Origin of the sequence: Bifidobacterium amazonense (assembly GCF_018555435.2) — a bacterium.
Classification (GTDB): Bacteria; Actinomycetota; Actinomycetes; order Actinomycetales; family Bifidobacteriaceae; genus Bifidobacterium; species Bifidobacterium amazonense.
This window is the reverse complement of record NZ_JAFEJT020000067.1, coordinates 1-15812: the sequence shown is the minus strand read 5'-3', so window position 1 is coordinate 15812 and position 15812 is coordinate 1. Positions and strand designations below refer to the sequence as shown.

The following is a 15812-nucleotide window of genomic DNA, read 5'->3' as shown; positions in this document are numbered from 1 at the left end:
CACTGGTTCAAGCCCAGTCGCAGGAGCTCGGCTTCGGTCGATAATTGAATATTCCTGCGTAGCTCAGTTGGCAGAGCATCCGACTGTTAATCGGACGGTCACTGGTTCAAGCCCAGTCGCAGGAGCTCGGCTTCGGTCGATAATTGAATATTCCTGCGTAGCTCAGTTGGCAGAGCATCCGACTGTTAATCGGACGGTCACTGGTTCAAGCCCAGTCGCAGGAGCTTCTTCCGGTCGGGCGTTCGCGTCCGGTTGGTTGATAATTGAACATTCCTGCGTAGCTCAGTTGGCAGAGCATCCGACTGTTAATCGGACGGTCGCTGGTTCAAGCCCAGCCGCAGGAGCGCATTGCAAGCCCCGGGTTCGTCCGGGGCTTTTTTGTTGCTTTCGCTGTGGATGTGGATGACGATGTGGACGACACGCCGGGGTGTGGATAACCCGGACCATTCGACCACATACCCCGTTTCGGCTGGACGATGCGGCGAAAGTCCTGCACGATGGAATGTCCCGGCACAGCGGCCGGGTGCCCGGAACGTTTCCGCCGGGCGTGTCGAAGGAGACCGCCGACGATACGAGCGCGATATGCAGGAAGGGGAGTGTCGTGAACGGAATGAACGAGACGGATGAAGACCGTTGGCTGCGACGGCGCAGGCATGTGCAGGATGGCATGCGCGAGCGTGAGATGGAGGATCGCCGCCGCTTGCGGCGATGGATCGGACTGGCGGCCGGCGCGATGTTGTCGTTGTGCCTGACGGCAGTCATGTGCGCGATGCCGTGCGCGGATTCCGGCCTGCTGCCGTGTGGCACGGCATACGCGGATGACGGGGCTGCCGGCGCTGCGGGATGTTCCGCCGACATGGTCTGGCCCGTACGTGACGTCGACGTGACCGCCGTGTTCGACGGTCCCGCACAGCCGTGGATGGCGGGCCATCGCGGCGTCGATCTGGCGGCCGGCGCGGGCACGACGTTGCTGGCGCCCGCCGACGGCGTCATCGCCTTCGCCGGCAAGGTGGGTGGCAAATCGGTGGTGAGCATCCGGCATGGCCCGCTCACGTCCACGTTCGAGCCGGCGATCACCGATCTGCGCGTGGGCGCGTCGGTCTCCCGCGGCGAACCGTTCGGCCAAACGGGCGGCGCTTCCGACCATTGCGACGATTCCTGCGTGCATTGGGGCGTCAAACGCGGCTCCGACGACTACGAGGACCCGCAAACCAAGACCTCCGCCCGCCGCATCGCCCTCAAACCGACCGTATAGGGGTCGACCGTTGCATGACGGTTGCATTCCGGCACTAGAATGCGGGGAAGAAATGCAAGGCAACCGTGACATGGTCAGGAGCACAATGCAGAAGGAATACACGCGTCCGTTGGAACAGCCGATCGACGACGACAAGAACCTGTTCGAGATCCTCGTGGAGCGTGCCGAACGCACGCCAGACGCCTCGCTGGTCGAATACAAGGACGATTCCGGCTCGTGGCGCTCGTTCACGGCCGCGGCATTCCGCGACAAGGTCATCGCCATCGCCAAGGGCCTGATCGCGCGCGGCATCATGCCGGGGGATGCGGTGTCGGTCATCGCGCATACCTGCTGGCAGTGGACGGCGCTCGACATGGCCATCATGTCGATCGGCGCGCTCACCGTGCCCGTCTACGAGACGAACTCGCCAGCGCAGGTCAAGATGATCTTCAACGACTCGCACGTCAAGATGGCGTTCGCCGAAGACGACGGCCAGCGCGACAAGATCGAATCCGTGCGCGGCGAATGCGCCGACCTGCGCGACGTGTACGTGATCGGCTTCGGCGCGATCGACACCATCGAGACCTACGGGCAGGGCGTGTCCGACGCGGAGTTCTGGGAGCGCGAGCGCGCCGTGCGCGGCGACGACCTCGCCACCATCGTGTACACATCCGGCTCCACCGGCACCCCCAAGGGCATCGAGCTGAGCCACCGCAACTTCGTGTTCATCACGTATTCGGGCGTGCGGTCCATGCCCGACATCGCGCTCGGCCCCGATCGCCGCCTGCTGCTCTTCCTGCCGCTCGCACACGTGTTCGCCCGCTACATGCAGTTCTTCTGCTTCGCCGGCAACGTCACGCTCGGCCTGTCCAGCAACCTCAAGACCATCCTCGCCGACTTCGGCGCGTTCAAGCCGACGTTCATCCTCGCCGTGCCGCGCATCTTCGAGAAGATCTACAACGCGGCTTCGCAAAAGGCCGGTTCCGGGTTCAAGGGGCGTGTGTTCGCCGGCGCCACGCAGGCCGCACGCGACTGGTCGCACGCGCAGCAGTCCGGCGAGCCGATCCCGTTCGCGCTCAAAGCCAAGCATGCGCTGTACAACAAGCTGGTCTACCGGTCCATCATGGGCGTGTTCGGCGGCCATGTCGAATACGCGGTGTCCGGCGGCGCGCCGCTCGACTCGTCCATCGCGCACTTCTTCAACGGCGTCGGCCTGCCGCTGCTCGAAGGCTACGGCATGACCGAAACATGCGCCCCGTCCAGCGTCAACCCGACGTCCGGGTACAAGATCGGCACGATCGGCCTGCCGATGCAGGGCGTGACCGTGGGCGTCGACGAGGAGGGCGAGCTGTGCATCAAATCGCCGGCCGTGTGCGTCGGCTACCACAACCATCCCGAAATCACGCGCCAGCAGATCGTCGACGGCTGGCTGCACACCGGCGACCTCGGCGCGATCGACGACGACGGGTTCGTGTCGATCACCGGGCGCAAGAAGGATCTGATCATCACCGCCGGCGGCAAGAACGTGTCGCCGGGCATGCTCGAGGCGTCCGTGATGACCTCGCCCGTGGTCGACCAGTGCGTCGTCGTCGGCGACCGCAAGCCGTTCGTCGCCGCGATCGTCTCGCTCGATCTGGCCGAAACGAACACGTGGCTCAAGGCGCAGGGCGCCGAGCCGGTCGCCGACCTTGAGGCGGCGGCGAAGAACCCGATCGTGTACGCGGAGGTCGAGCGTGCGGTCAACAAGGCCGACGAGCTGGTGTCCCGCGCCGAATCGATCCGCAAGTTCGAGATCGTGCCGGATGTGTTCAGCGAGGCGAACGGCATGCTCACGCCGAGTCTCAAGGCCAAGCGTCAGGTCATCACCGAGCATTACCGCGATCTGATCGACAACGTCATCTACGCGGGCAAGAAGTGATGTTACGTCGCATCCGGCGCATTTGGTGTCGTAACAGTGCCGAATCGTTGGTATTCCAACGTTTGCTCGCTACGTTACCGGCATTCGCATTGCGCGACACGCCGATGATTGGACAATGCCGGCATATCGCGTAATATATCTACTCGTGCTCCGATGAGGAACACGGAACGGCCCCGTAGCTCAGTTGGTTAGAGCGCCGCCCTGTCACGGCGGAGGTCACCGGTTCAAGTCCGGCCGGGGTCGCCACCAAGGCCCGCAAGCTCAGCTTGCGGGCCTTTTGCTATATCATGCCTTAAACATGCCGGGGAGCGTGACCGGGAGCGGTTCGAGCGGATTAGTCCGTGCGACAAATCGTTGAAAAATCAAGGGTTTGACGACCCGCGACGATGACCGCGTTCGCTCCCTGTCACGCTCCCGGTCATGTCAGCCGACCAAGGCGGTGAGCTCGGCGAGGTTGAGTTCGAAGCTGAGGCCGCGTTCTTCGAAACGGGGCTGGTTGCGCGTGTTGGCCATCGCGTGGCGCACGAACTCGCCGGCGATATGCGCCGATTCGGCAAGACCACGGCCGGCCATCACCGCGCCGCACAGGGCGGAGGCGAACGCATCTCCCGTGCCTTGGATCATGTACGACAGTTTGTCGTGCGCCAGCTCGCGCTTGCCGGACGCCCCGGCCGAAGCGTCGGCAACGTAGTTGCGGATCAGCCCGTCACCGCGGTCGATGCCCTTGAGCACCACGTTGCGCGCACCCATCTCCAGCAGCGCCTCCAGCAGCGCGTCCACGGCCGTATCGTCCAGATCGCCGCCCTCATAGTCGCGGCCGGCCAGAATCGACGCCTCGGTCAGGTTCGGCATGAGCACGTCCGCGCCGTCGACCAGCGCGCGCATCGCCTCGCACAGTTCCGGCGTGTACGTCGGATACAGTTCGCCGCCGTCGCCCATCACCGGATCCACGAACCTGAGCGCCCGCGGATATTCGCGATACAGCCGGCGGATGATCGACACCTGCTCGGGGGAGCCGAGAAACCCTGAGTACACGCCGTCCAGATCGACGTGCTCGGCGCGCCACGCGTCCAGATAGCCGGGCAGGATGCCGGTCGTGTCGTGGAACGTGAACACGTCGTACTTCGTGTGCGCGGAAAACAGCGCGGTCGGCACCGGGCACACGTCGCAGCCGGCGGCCGACAGGATCGGGATCGCTGCGGTCAGCGAGCACTTGCCGTAGCCGCACATGTCATGCACGGCCGCCACGCGCGGAATGTAGCGCGGGTCGCGATCGTACAGCACATCGCCGGAGGTGTCGATGGAGGCGCGGGATGCGCCGGCCGTTGCGTCGGTCATGGGTCGTCCTTTCGTCGGTTCTGACGTATGACTGTAACGCGACGCAGGCACGACAGGCCGCGACGGTCCATCCGCCGGCGACGGCGTGCGACCGCGCCCTTCCGCACGATCGTGCGAGACGGCGTGTCGCGGCCGCAACGGCAGGTTTTTCGACGGCGACGATGCGACGGAACACCAATGGTTCCAAGGGTTTATAAGGTGGTATAGGCAACCGTGATAGCGTTCGGCTTGCGCTCGACGGCACCGTGCCCGTATGGTCTTAACCAACACCTCGCCACGCAGCCGGACATCACCGGAAACGGCCGGCAGGGTGGCGACAAGGACAAGCACCAAACGGCTCAGAGCCAACACCATGAAGGAGCGCATCATGACCGACCAGAACAAGAAGTACCGTTTCGAAACCCTGCAGCTGCACGTGGGCCAGGAGGAGGCCGACCCGGCCACCGACGCCCGTGCCGTGCCGATCTACCAGACCACCTCCTACGTCTTCCACAACTTCGACCACGCCGAGGCCCGCTTCGGCCTGGCCGACCCGGGTAACATCTACGGCCGTCTGACCAACTCCACGCAGGGTGTGTTCGAGAACCGCATCGCGGCCCTCGAAGGCGGCACCGCCGGCCTCGCCGTCGCCTCGGGCGCGGCCGCCGTCGAATACGCGGTGCGCAACATCACCCAGTCCGGCGACCACATCGTCTCCTCCAAGAACATCTACGGCGGCACCTTCAACCTGCTCAAGCACACGCTGCCGCGCGACGGCATCACCACCACCTTCGTCGACCCGGAGGTCCCGCAGAACTTCGAGGACGCCATCCAGGAGAACACCAAGCTCGTCTACTTCGAGACCTTCGGCAACCCGAACGCCGACCTGCCGGACTTCGAGGCCATCTCCGAGATCGCCCACCGCCACCATCTGCCGGTGATCGTCGACAACACGTTCGCCACCCCGTACCTGTTCCGCCCGCTCGAGCACGGCGCCGACGTGGTCGTCGAATCCGCGACCAAGTTCATCGGCGGCCACGGCACCACCCTCGGCGGCGTGATCGTCGAAGGCGGCAAGTTCAACTGGGCCGAGGTGCCGGGCAAGTTCCCGACCCTGACCGAAGCCGACCCGTCCTACCACGGCCTCAACTTCTACGAGGCCCTCGGCGGCGCCGCGTTCGTGACCCGCGTGCGCGCCATCCTGCTGCGCGACACCGGCGCCACCCTGTCCCCGTTCTCCGCGTTCCTGCTGCTGCAGGGCACCGAGACCCTGTCGCTGCGCGTCGAACGCCACGTCCAGAACGCGCTCAAGGTCGTCGAATACCTGCAGACCGTGCCTGAGGTCGAGTCCGTCTCCCACCCGGCGATCGAAGGTCGCCGCGACCACGAGCTGTACAAGAAGTACTTCCCGAACGGCGCCGGCTCGATCTTCACGTTCGACATCAAGGGCGGCAAGGACGCGGCGCGCGTCTTCATCGACAACCTGCACCTGTTCTCGCTGCTCGCCAACGTGGCCGACGTGAAGTCCCTCGTCATCCACCCGGCCTCCACCACGCACTCGCAGGAGACGCTGGAGGAGCTCGAGGACCAGGGCATCCACCAGGGCACCATCCGCCTGTCCATCGGCACCGAGAACATCGAGGACATCCTCGACGACCTCAAGGGCGGCTTCGAGGCGGTCCGCGCCTCCGGCCTCGCCAAGTAAGGCGCCGCATACATCCGGCCGCCGGCAATTGCACGCCTGAACCGCACGCGCCTGCCCAAGGTCCGCGTCCACAGGGCGTCCCGCGTTTACTCGTCACGCGAACGACGTGCTGCGGACGCGCGACCGGGCATGCGCATGGACACGTAACAGACGACCGGCCGTGAACCGAGTATCCTAAGCCATGACCCCGCCCGGAAGAGCGGGGTCATGGCTTGTTCTATGAGAGAGGAACCCCATGAGCGCACGCACGCAGAAAACCATCACCGCGGGCACCATCCCGCTGATCGCCGTCATGACCGCCGTCACCACGGTGCTCACCATGTTCGTCAAGATCCCCACGCCCACGCGCGGCTATCTGAATCTGTCCGACACGATGATCTACTTCGCCTCCTACGCGTTCGGCCCGTGGGTCGGCGGCATCGTCGGCGGCCTCGGCCCCGCCCTGTCCGACCTGATCTCCGGCTACCCGCAGTGGGCGATCTTCACGTTCGTCATCGACGGCGTGCAGGCCCTGATCGTCGGCCTGTTCCTCAAGGAATTCAAGCCGCTCAACGTGGCCGTCGTCTCCATCCTCGCCGGCGTGTGGAAGGTGTTCGGCTACTTCATCGCCGGCGGCATCCTCTCCGGCTGGGGCCCGGCCCTCGGCGAGGTCGCCGGCAACACCTTCCAGATGGCCGTCGGTCTGATCGTCGGCCTCGCCCTGTTCTCCGCCGTGCGCAAGGCGTACCCGCCGCTGGTGCGTCTGGGCAACCTCGGCGTCAAGGCCGCCTGAGCATGACAGTTCGACGTGCGATGGTCTGAACACGGCCACGCAAGTCGCGCATCATGCGGCATACCGCACGTATCACGCGTCGCACGGCAACGGCTCCCTTCCATATCGGAAGGGAGCCGTTCGCGTATCCGCCGGCATGCCAGCGTGAGCGCCGTACGTCAACGCGAACGTCGTATGTCAACGTGAGTGCCGTACGTCAACGCGAACGCTAGGATGAATCGAATGAGCTTGGACGACCTGATCGAAACGTGGGAACTCGGCTGGGACTATGCGCCGATCGCCGACGGCGGCCGACCCATCCCCGGACTCGACGGCGTGTCCGTGCACATCCGCGCCGGCGAATTCGTCGGCGTCGTCGGCCCGACCGGCGCAGGCAAATCCACGCTGTGCATGGCGCTCGCCGGCATCATCCCGAATCTCGCCGACGGCGACATGCGCGGCACCGTCACCGTCACCGGACACGACACGTCCCGCACCTCCGTCGCCGAACTGTCGCTCAACGTCGGCTACGTGCAGCAAGACCCAGAATCGCAGCTGTTCTGCGCATCCGTCGAGGATGAAATCGCATTCCCGCTCGAAAACCGCGGCATGGACCCGGCGCTCATGGACCGACGCATCGACGAGACGCTCGCGCTGGTCGGCATGGGGGAGTACCGCAAACGCGTGCCCACCAGCCTGTCCGGCGGGCAGATGCAGCGGGTCGCCCTCGCGGCCGCACTCGCCGCCGAACCGGACATCCTCATCCTCGACGAGCCGACCGCCGCACTCGACCCGGATGGCAAACGCGACGTGTTCGCCGCGCTCGCCGCGATCCGACGCAGCCGTGCGGGACGCGACCTGACGGTCGTCATGGCCGAGCAGGACACGTCACATTTCCCCGGCTGGGCCGATCGCATCCTCGTGCTCGATCGCGGCCGTCTCGTCGCGCAGGGCGACGCCGGCCTGTTCGACCGCGAACCGGAACTGTTTACGCGACTCGGCGTCGCATTGCCCGGCGACGGCGAGCCGACGCTGCACGTGCTGCCGACCGACGATGGGAAGTCGACGGATGATCCCGCGATCGCACTGGATCACGTCACCTACCGGTACGCCGGATCGACGGACGACAATGGACGCGGAGGCACGGTCGCACCCGCGCTCGACGACGTGACCTGTACGATCCCGCGCGGCGCGTTCGTCGGCCTGATCGGACGCAACGGTTCGGGCAAGACCACGCTCGCCCGTCATCTCAACGCACTGCTCAAACCCGCCTCCGGACGGGTCGTCGTGGACGGGCTCGACGCGCGCACGCATACGGTCGGCCGCATGGCCGCGCACGTCGGCTTCGTGTTCCAGAATCCCGACCATCAGATCTTCTGCGCCTCCACGCGCGAGGAAATCGGCTTCGGCCCACGTGCGCTCGGCCGTACGGACACGCAGGTCCGCGCCGCGGTCGACGACATGCTGCGACTGTTCGACCTGGAACGCGTCGCCGACGTCTCGCCCGCGACGCTCGGCTACGGCGACCGGCGCATCGTCGCGCTCGCGTCCGTGCTCGCCATGCGCACGCCGATCCTCGTACTCGACGAGCCGACCGCCGGACTCGACCGCAGACTGTCCGCAACGCTGCTCGACGCGGTCGCCGCGCTCAACCGCGCCGGCACAACCGTCATCATGATCAGCCACGACATGCGCGCGGTCGCGCATTACTGCACGCACGTCATGCGCATGGACGCGGGCCGGCTCGTCGAATACGGCCGTCTCGTGCGGGGCGACGGCCGTCGCGACGACGGTCACGACAGTCACGACGATCATGCCGCGTACGACGTGCCTGCGACGCACAATAACCCCGAGACGCACGGCGGACTTGAGCGACACGACGAACGCAACGAACAGCGAAAGGAGCGCCGATGAACGCCGACCTGTACGTGCCCGGCGACGGCTGGCTGCACCGCGCCGACCCGCGCGTCAAATTCGCGATGTCGCTCGCGCTGCTCGTGCTGTGCCTGATCTGGCGCAACTGGATGTTCATGACCGCCGTGCTCGTCCTCGAACACGCGATGCTGATCGCCGACCGGGTGCCGGCCGAACGCATTCTGTGGGTATGGAGGGTGCTCGCGTTCGTGATCGTGATGATCGTCGTGCTCTGGCCGATCTTCGATCCGAGCGGCGCGCATGAGCTGTGGCGATGGGGATTCCTGCGGCTGACGCGCGAAAACCTCGTCATGGCGGCCGTCATGGGCCTGCGCATCCCCGCGCTCGGCTTCGCATGCTTCCTGACCCTGTTCACCACCAGCCAGGCGAAGCTCATACGCGGGCTCGTCGCGCTTGGCGTGCCGTATCGGGCGGGGCTCACGCTCGCCACGTCGCTGCGCTACATTCCCGTGTTCTTCGGCATCTTCCAGTCGGTATCCGATGCGCAGCGGGCGCGCGGGCTCGACCTGTCCGGCGACGGGGAGCCGGCCGGACCAGCCGAATCCGGCAGGGCGGGCGCGACGGGGGAGCGTCGTCGGCGCACCCTCCGCGGCAACCCGTTCACGCGCCTCGTCGCGCGGTTCACGTCATATCTGCCGATCATCGTCGCCGTGCTCATCCGCGCCTACCGCATGAGCCAAGGCGTCGGCTGGGCGATGGAATCGCGCGGACTCGGCCTGCCGGTCGCGCGCACATACCGCGTACGGCTGCGCATGCGCCCGGCGGACTGGGCGCTGCTCGCGGCGACGGTGGCCGTGACCGTCGCCGCCACGAGCGTAATGGCCATGATTGGATGACGGCTCGCCTTCGGCGAGGCTCAACCTGCCTTCGCTCGACTGTCGTCTCACTCAGGCTGAGTCTACAAACAGTCCACTGGACTGTCCGCTTAACGCGTCAGCCCGGTAGCTCAAGCTCACCAAGCTTGTCGGTGAGCTTCATGTTCTCGCTGTAGTCGACCGGGCAAGCGATGACATGCACGCCGCCGTCCGCCGTCATCGCGGCCTCGATCGCCGGACCCAGCTCGTCGGCGGCATGGATCAGCGTGCCGGTCGCGCCGAAGCTCTCCGCAAGCTTGACGAAATCCGGATTGCCGAAATCGACGTCGTTGTGGTATCCGGCGTGCAGGTCCATCTTCCACTTGATCAGACCGTACGCGCGGTCCACCCACACGAGGATCACGATATGGCAGCCGAGCCGCACCGCCGTCTCGATCTCCTGCATGTTCATCATGAAGCTGCCGTCGCCCATCACCGCCAGCACCGGACGGCCGTGGCGGGCGAGCGACGCGCCCACCGCGCCCGGCAGCGTCCAGCCCATCGTCGACAGGCTGTTGTCGATGATGCACGTGTTCGGCAGATACGTCGGATACAGGCGCGCCATCCACATCTTAAGCGCGCCCGTGTCCACGAGCGCCACGTCGCTGTCGCCGAGCGCCCGGCGCGTGTCGTAGACGACGCGCTGCGGCTTCATCGGGAACGACGCATCGTCCTTGCGCGATGTGAACTCGTCCATCAGCAGACGACGGATGTCCGACTCCATGTCGTCGAACCGCACGTCGCGCTCGCGCAGCGCGTCGATCAGCTGCGTGAGCGTCGCGTCGATGTCGGCCATGATGTTCAGCGTCGTCGTGTAATGCGCGTCGGTGTCCTCGACGAACGTGTTGATGTGGATGATCTTCTTGTCGTTCTTCGGGTTGATCTTGACCGGGTCGAACTGCTGGATCGAAAAGCCGATCGCGATGATCAGGTCCGCGTCGTCGAACGCGAAGTTCTCGTAGTCGTGGCGCATGAAGCCGACCACGCCGAGCGCGTTGTCATGCCGGTCCGAGAACACGCCCTTGCCTTCGAACGTGGTGGCCACCGGCAGGTTGAGCTGCTCGGACAGGATGCGCAGCTGGTAGTCGGCGTGCGCGCGGCTCACGCCGTTGCCCGCGAGGATGATCGGATGCTTCGCCTTGGCGATGATGTCGGCCGCCGCGTCGATGTCGGCCGGCGTCGGCACGGTGTGCACCTGCAGCGCGCGGCTGAGCGGCTCGGCGTCGGCCGGCGCCGGCTGTTCGGCGATGTCCTCGGGAAGGATGATGCACGTCGCGGCCGGACGCTTGCGCTGGGCGAGTGCGAAGCCCTTGCGCATCGTCTCGGTCACGGCCTCCGGGCTCAGGATCATGTTCGTCCAGCGCGTGATCGGACGGAACACGGAGACTAGATCGATGATCTGATGCGACTCCTTGTGCAGTCGACGCACGCTGCCCTGCGCGCACAGGGCGACCAGCGGCGTGTTGCTCGCGTTCGCGCACGCCACCGGCAGCGTGAGGTTCAGCGCGCCCGGTCCCAGCGTGGCCAGGCACACTCCCGGCTTGCCGGTCAGATGCGCGTAGGTGAGCGCCATGAAGCCGGCGCCCTGCTCGTGGCGCGTGACGACGAAGCGGATGCGCCCGTCGCGTTCGAGCGCCTCGATGAACGGGATGTTCTCCTCGCCGGGGATGCCGAAGATCACCTCGACGCCCTCCTGGACGAGGCACTGGACCATCAGGTCGGCAACGTTGCGCCGGCGGTTGCGCTGCGATGCCGGATCGGTTGGATTGGCCGGACCGTCGGTCTTGCGTTCGGCGGCCGCGTCGTGCAGACGCGATCCGATGCGGGAGATCAGGGAATGATGTTGCTGTTCTGTCACGAGTTGACGAGTATAGCGGCGTTGCGTGTCGCCGCGCCGGAGCAGACGGACATGTGGCCGTAACATGACGGCTTCCGCGTGTCGTCGTGCGTGTCGCGTGCGCCGTCGTGCGTGTTGCCGAGCGTGCTGATGTGCGCGCTGACGTGTGTCCCGCCGTTGCGGAGGACGGTCCGGTTCATCCTCGGGGATGAGGGACTTGTGCGGGTTTCCGCCCGCCGCACGATGCCGCCGGCGGCCGATCCGCACGACCATGGAACCATCGGACCAATCGGGCGCGTGCGGACGGACTTCACACCGGCCTGCGCGCCCGGCAATACGGGAAGGAAACGAGGAATCATGGACGATATGGTCAATCCGACCGCCATCGAGGCGATCGACCTGGTCAAGGACTACGGCGAGGGCGACACGGCCGTGCATGCGCTGCGCGGCGTCAACGTGCGCTTCGAACAGGGCCGGTTCACGGCCATCATGGGCCCGTCCGGCTCCGGCAAGTCCACGCTCATGCACACACTCGCCGGACTCGACTCGGCCACATCCGGCCGCATCATCTTCGACGGCGCGGACATCACCACAATGAACGACAACCAGCTCACCCTGCTGCGCCGGCACAGGATCGGCTTCATCTTCCAAAGCTTCAACCTGCTGCCCATGTTCAGCGCCGAACAGAACATCCTCATGCCGCTGACGCTCGCGGGCGAGAAGCCTGACCGCCGCTGGTTCGACCAGCTGGTACGCACGCTCGGACTCAAAGAGCGTCTCGACCATCGTCCGAACGAGCTGTCCGGCGGCCAGCAGCAGCGCGTCGCCATCGCGCGTGCGCTCATCACCAAACCGTCGCTTGTGTTCGCCGACGAGCCGACCGGCAACCTCGACTCCGTCTCCAGCGCCGAGGTGCTGAGCTTCCTCAAGCAGTCGGTCAAGGAACTCGGCCAGACGATCATCATGGTCACGCACGACGCGGTGGCCGCCTCCTACGCCGACCGCGCGATCGTGTTCGCCGACGGCCGCATCGTCGCCGACGTGCCGCATCCGAACGCCGAACAGATGAACGAACTGCTCATGGCCGAACGCGAACGCGCCACGCGCGCCGCCGTCGCGCCGTCCATCGCCTGAGCTGTCCGGATCGAATCCAAGGAGCCAAACCCATGTTCTCCATCACGTTGAAACTCATGCGCAAAAGCGCGCGCATGCTCATCCCCGCAGGCATCGCGATCCTCATCGGCACCGCGTTCATCTGCGCCACGTTCCTGTTCTCCAACACGATGACCGATGCGCTCGGCCGTCAGCAGACCGGCAGCTACGGCGGCGCGAACTACGTCGTCACGCTCGACTCCGATACGCTCAAATCCGCAACCGATGAGGAGAAAAGCGCCGCATGGTCGACCACGGTCGGCGACTTCCACCTCGATCAGGTGGCCGCGACCGACGGTGTCGACGGCGTACGTGCCGGAACGGTGACCGACATCACCGTCGTCAACGGCGGCAAGAACGTCAGCGGCATCGCCCTCGGCACCGCCAAGGACCAGCGGCTGCTGCCGGTCGGCGTCGCGGACGGCGACCTGCCGGCCGACAACGGCGAGATCGCGCTGCCCGAATCCGTCGCCAAGCAGCTCGGCGTGCACGTGGGCGACACGGTGGACGTCACCTCGCTCAGCATGCAGGAGACGGCGGGAACCGCCGACGGCACGACGCAGTCCGATGGCGACGACCGGATCCGCGTGCGGGTGACCGGCCTGACCGATGACACGAACGGCGTATACGGCTCGTACGGCGGCGCGTCGGTGGTCTCCGACAACGTGCTGGCCGCATTGCAGGCCGTCGACGACTTCTCCCAGGTGTGTGCGAGCCAGTTGTTCCTCGATCTCGCGGGCGGCGGTGACGGCACAAACGGCAGCGCCTCCGATCCCGCGCGGGCGCAGGCCACGGCCGACGCTGTCGCCAAGCTCCTGCCCAGGCACTACCGCATCCTCTCGCGCGAGGCCGCCAACCAGGAGGCCATCAAGGCGCTCAGCGTGGACGGCGGCACCGACATCACCACCACGTTCCTGCTGAGCTTCGGCGTGCTCGCCATGTTCGTCGCCGCGCTCGTCATCGCCAACACGTTCCAGGTGCTCGTCGCCCAACGCCGGCGCACGCTCGCCCTGCTGCGCACGATCGGCGCGAAGAAGGGCCAGCTGTACGGCTCCGTCCTGTTCGAGGCCGGCGTGCTCGGACTCGTCGCCTCCGCACTCGGCGTGGTGCTCGGCTGTGCGCTCATCGGCGGATTGTGCGCGTCGGGGCTCATGGCCTCGACCGGCATGGACGCGCGGTTCGTCGCCAGCTGGCAGGCGTTCGTCGTGCCGGTCGCGTTCGGCATCGTCATGACCGTGCTCGCCTCGCTCGGCTCCGCACGCTCCGCGACATCCGTCACGCCGCTCGAGGCGCTGCGTCCGATCGAACTGACCGACACGCGCCGCGCGGGACTCGTGCGTGGCGTCATTGCTGTGCTGCTTGTGCTCGTCGGTCTCGCGTTCGCCGTCTTCGCCGCATGGCAGATGCATGAGTCGATCGCCGGCGGTGGCGATTCGATGGTCAGCGATGCCTATGCGACCGTGCTGCTTATGGCGATTTTCGGCTGTGCGCTGATCTTCCTGGGGCTCGTGCTGTCCGCCGTGTTCTGGCTGCCCGTGCTCATGCGCGGCGTGGGCGCGCTCGTGGCGCTCGCCGGACCGTCGGCCAAGATCGCGCACGCGAACATCCAGAAGAATCCGCGACGCGTGGCCGCCACCGGTGCCGCGTTGCTGATCGGCGTCACGCTCGTGGCGACCATCGCGACCGGTGCGACCAGCGCCAAGCAGACGATGGGGGAGGCGCTCGACAAGCGGTTCAGCGTCGACATGATCGCCGACGGCACCGATATGACCGACACGCAGGCCGCCGACGCGGCCAAGGTCAAGGGCGTCGCGGCGTCCGTGTACGCGCCGACCGCGATGATGTACACGCAGGACGAGGACGGCAACGGCATGTCCGTGCTGCTCGTCGGCGTGGATGATGCCAATGCGCTGCGCTCGGTGATGAAGGCCGATCTCAAGGGCGTCTCGATCGGCGATGGCACGGTGCTCATGCCGAAATACGACGTGTTCACCGGCAAGGCGCTCGCGTTCGGCGACGGCACGGTGACGTTCTCCGCAAACCCGGTCGGGGACGACGGCGCGGCCGCATCCGACGGCACGGCTTCGTCGGACACGACCGCCGCTCCCGACAAGCAGCTCACGCTCAAACCGACGCTCGTCGACTACCGACGCGTCTCCGAAAACTACAATGCGGTCGCGTTCGTCAGCGCCACGCACTTCACCAATGGCGACCTCAAGGCCACCGGCCACATGCTGCTCATGAAGATCGATGCGGATACGGCCGGCGTCGCGCTGAACGACGTACTCGGCGACGTACAGCAGGCGTTCACCGCCAGCCCCGGCGTGCAGGTGACCGGACCGATCGCCGAACGCTCCATCTGGGAGACGATGATCAACGGCCTGATGGCGCTGCTCGTCGGCCTGATCGCGGTCGCCGTGCTCATCGCGCTCGTCGGCGTGGCCAACACCTTGTCGCTGTCGGTCATCGAACGCACCCGCGAATCGGCCACCCTGCGGGCCATCGGCATGACGCGCGGCCAGCTGCGCCGCTCGCTCGCCGTCGAGGCGCTGCTGCTCTCACTCGTCTCCGGCGTGGCCGGCGTGCTGCTCGGCACGGCGTTCGGCTGGTTCGGCTCCTACATGGTGTTCAGTCTCTATGGCGACGTCGTGTTCCCGTTCGACTGGACGGCCAACGGCATCATGCTTGGCGTCGCCGCGCTCGCCGCGCTCATCGCCAGCATCGCACCCGCCCACCGCGCCGTCAGCACGCCGCCCGTCGAGGCGCTTGCCGAAGCCTGACGGCGTTCGGCTCCCGCCTCCTGGGTGGTCTTTGCCGCGATGCAACTCACGGGATGGAATATCACATCGATATTCCATCCCGTTTTTATGTATTCGGATCACGCGACGGCAATCAAAACCAATGAGCTCTTCGTATTTTGGCGTGTGGTTTGTTGTGGGTGTCCGCGTGGCCTCGGTATCGCGCTGTCGCGCGATGCCGTGTTGTCGGCGGCGGCCTGCGTCGCCGCGTGTGACCTCTCTATGGTGGGTATGAAGCTGGCGGAGCCTCGGCTCCCTCGGCTGAGGGAGCTGTCACGGCGCAGCCGTGACTGAGGGAGCGTCAGCGGCCG

At 66.2% G+C, this 15812-nt stretch carries 11 protein-coding genes, 4 tRNA genes and 1 pseudogene; 13 read left to right on the top strand and 3 right to left on the bottom strand.

Features of this window, described 5'->3' with window-relative positions; all coding sequences use genetic code 11:
- The first annotated feature begins 52 nt into the window (after positions 1 to 52).
- From JS533_RS11870 to JS533_RS11845, 6 genes are all read left to right on the top strand, one after another.
- A tRNA-Asn gene (locus JS533_RS11870) sits at positions 53 to 125 on the top strand.
- Between the two features lie 26 nt (positions 126 to 151).
- A tRNA-Asn gene (locus JS533_RS11865) sits at positions 152 to 224 on the top strand.
- 47 nt (positions 225 to 271) lie between these two features.
- Positions 272 to 344 (top strand) — tRNA-Asn (locus JS533_RS11860).
- A gap of 266 nt (positions 345 to 610) precedes the next feature.
- Positions 611 to 1255 (top strand): M23 family metallopeptidase, encoded by a 645-nt coding sequence (locus JS533_RS11855; protein ID WP_241514847.1) that lies wholly within the window; start codon positions 611 to 613, stop codon positions 1253 to 1255.
- Positions 1256 to 1340: 85 nt separating this feature from the next.
- On the top strand, positions 1341 to 3152 hold the full coding sequence (locus JS533_RS11850) for an AMP-dependent synthetase/ligase (protein ID WP_241514845.1): 1812 nt from the start codon (positions 1341 to 1343) through the stop codon (positions 3150 to 3152).
- Positions 3153 to 3321: 169 nt separating this feature from the next.
- Positions 3322 to 3398: transfer RNA gene (locus tag JS533_RS11845), tRNA-Asp, on the top strand.
- Positions 3399 to 3575: 177 nt separating this feature from the next.
- Here the strand turns inward: JS533_RS11845 and JS533_RS11840 are convergent.
- The gene (locus JS533_RS11840; protein ID WP_241514842.1) at positions 3576 to 4490 is read right to left on the bottom strand and encodes a bifunctional hydroxymethylpyrimidine kinase/phosphomethylpyrimidine kinase; all 915 of its coding nucleotides are present in this window, start codon (positions 4488 to 4490) and stop codon (positions 3576 to 3578) included.
- Positions 4491 to 4857: 367 nt separating this feature from the next.
- Here JS533_RS11840 and JS533_RS11835 point away from each other — a divergent pair, with 367 nt between their 5' ends.
- The 5 genes and pseudogenes from JS533_RS11835 to JS533_RS11820 all read left to right on the top strand — a co-directional run bounded on the left by JS533_RS11835 (position 4858) and on the right by JS533_RS11820 (position 9696).
- Positions 4858 to 6174: an O-acetylhomoserine aminocarboxypropyltransferase/cysteine synthase family protein gene (locus tag JS533_RS11835; RefSeq protein ID WP_241514840.1), complete on the top strand. Its 1317-nt coding sequence runs from the start codon at positions 4858 to 4860 to the stop codon at positions 6172 to 6174.
- A 235-nt stretch (positions 6175 to 6409) separates the two neighbouring features.
- Positions 6410 to 6946, top strand: coding sequence for an ECF transporter S component (locus tag JS533_RS11830; protein WP_241514839.1), 537 nt, complete (start codon positions 6410 to 6412; stop codon positions 6944 to 6946).
- 213 nt (positions 6947 to 7159) lie between these two features.
- Positions 7160 to 7696, top strand: a pseudogene (locus JS533_RS13905) (energy-coupling factor ABC transporter ATP-binding protein); the annotation flags it as partial.
- Positions 7697 to 7795: 99 nt separating this feature from the next.
- Positions 7796 to 8839 carry an energy-coupling factor ABC transporter ATP-binding protein gene (locus tag JS533_RS13900; protein WP_476727089.1) on the top strand — a complete coding sequence of 348 codons (1044 nt, stop codon included), beginning with the start codon at positions 7796 to 7798 and terminating at the stop codon, positions 8837 to 8839.
- Entirely contained in the window at positions 8836 to 9696 is an 861-nt protein-coding gene (locus tag JS533_RS11820; protein ID WP_241514835.1) for an energy-coupling factor transporter transmembrane component T family protein, read from the top strand. The genes JS533_RS13900 and JS533_RS11820 overlap by 4 nt, the downstream gene beginning before the upstream one ends.
- 97 nt (positions 9697 to 9793) lie before the next feature.
- Here JS533_RS11820 and JS533_RS11815 read toward each other — a convergent pair whose 3' ends face one another.
- Together JS533_RS11815 and JS533_RS11810 are read right to left on the bottom strand one after the other, a co-directional pair.
- On the bottom strand, positions 9794 to 11431 hold the full coding sequence (locus JS533_RS11815; RefSeq protein WP_241514844.1) for an acetolactate synthase large subunit: 1638 nt from the start codon (positions 11429 to 11431) through the stop codon (positions 9794 to 9796).
- Between the two features lie 137 nt (positions 11432 to 11568).
- Positions 11569 to 11751 carry a hypothetical protein gene (locus JS533_RS11810; RefSeq protein WP_241514834.1) on the bottom strand — a complete coding sequence of 61 codons (183 nt, stop codon included), beginning with the start codon at positions 11749 to 11751 and terminating at the stop codon, positions 11569 to 11571.
- Positions 11752 to 11908: 157 nt separating this feature from the next.
- Here JS533_RS11810 and JS533_RS11805 point away from each other — a divergent pair, with 157 nt between their 5' ends.
- Both JS533_RS11805 and JS533_RS11800 read left to right on the top strand, forming a co-directional pair.
- Complete coding sequence (locus JS533_RS11805; RefSeq protein ID WP_241514832.1) at positions 11909 to 12685, top strand: ABC transporter ATP-binding protein; 777 nt, start codon at positions 11909 to 11911, stop codon at positions 12683 to 12685.
- A gap of 32 nt (positions 12686 to 12717) precedes the next feature.
- On the top strand, positions 12718 to 15483 hold the full coding sequence (locus JS533_RS11800; protein ID WP_241514828.1) for an ABC transporter permease: 2766 nt from the start codon (positions 12718 to 12720) through the stop codon (positions 15481 to 15483).
- Positions 15484 to 15812: the final 329 nt, after the last annotated feature.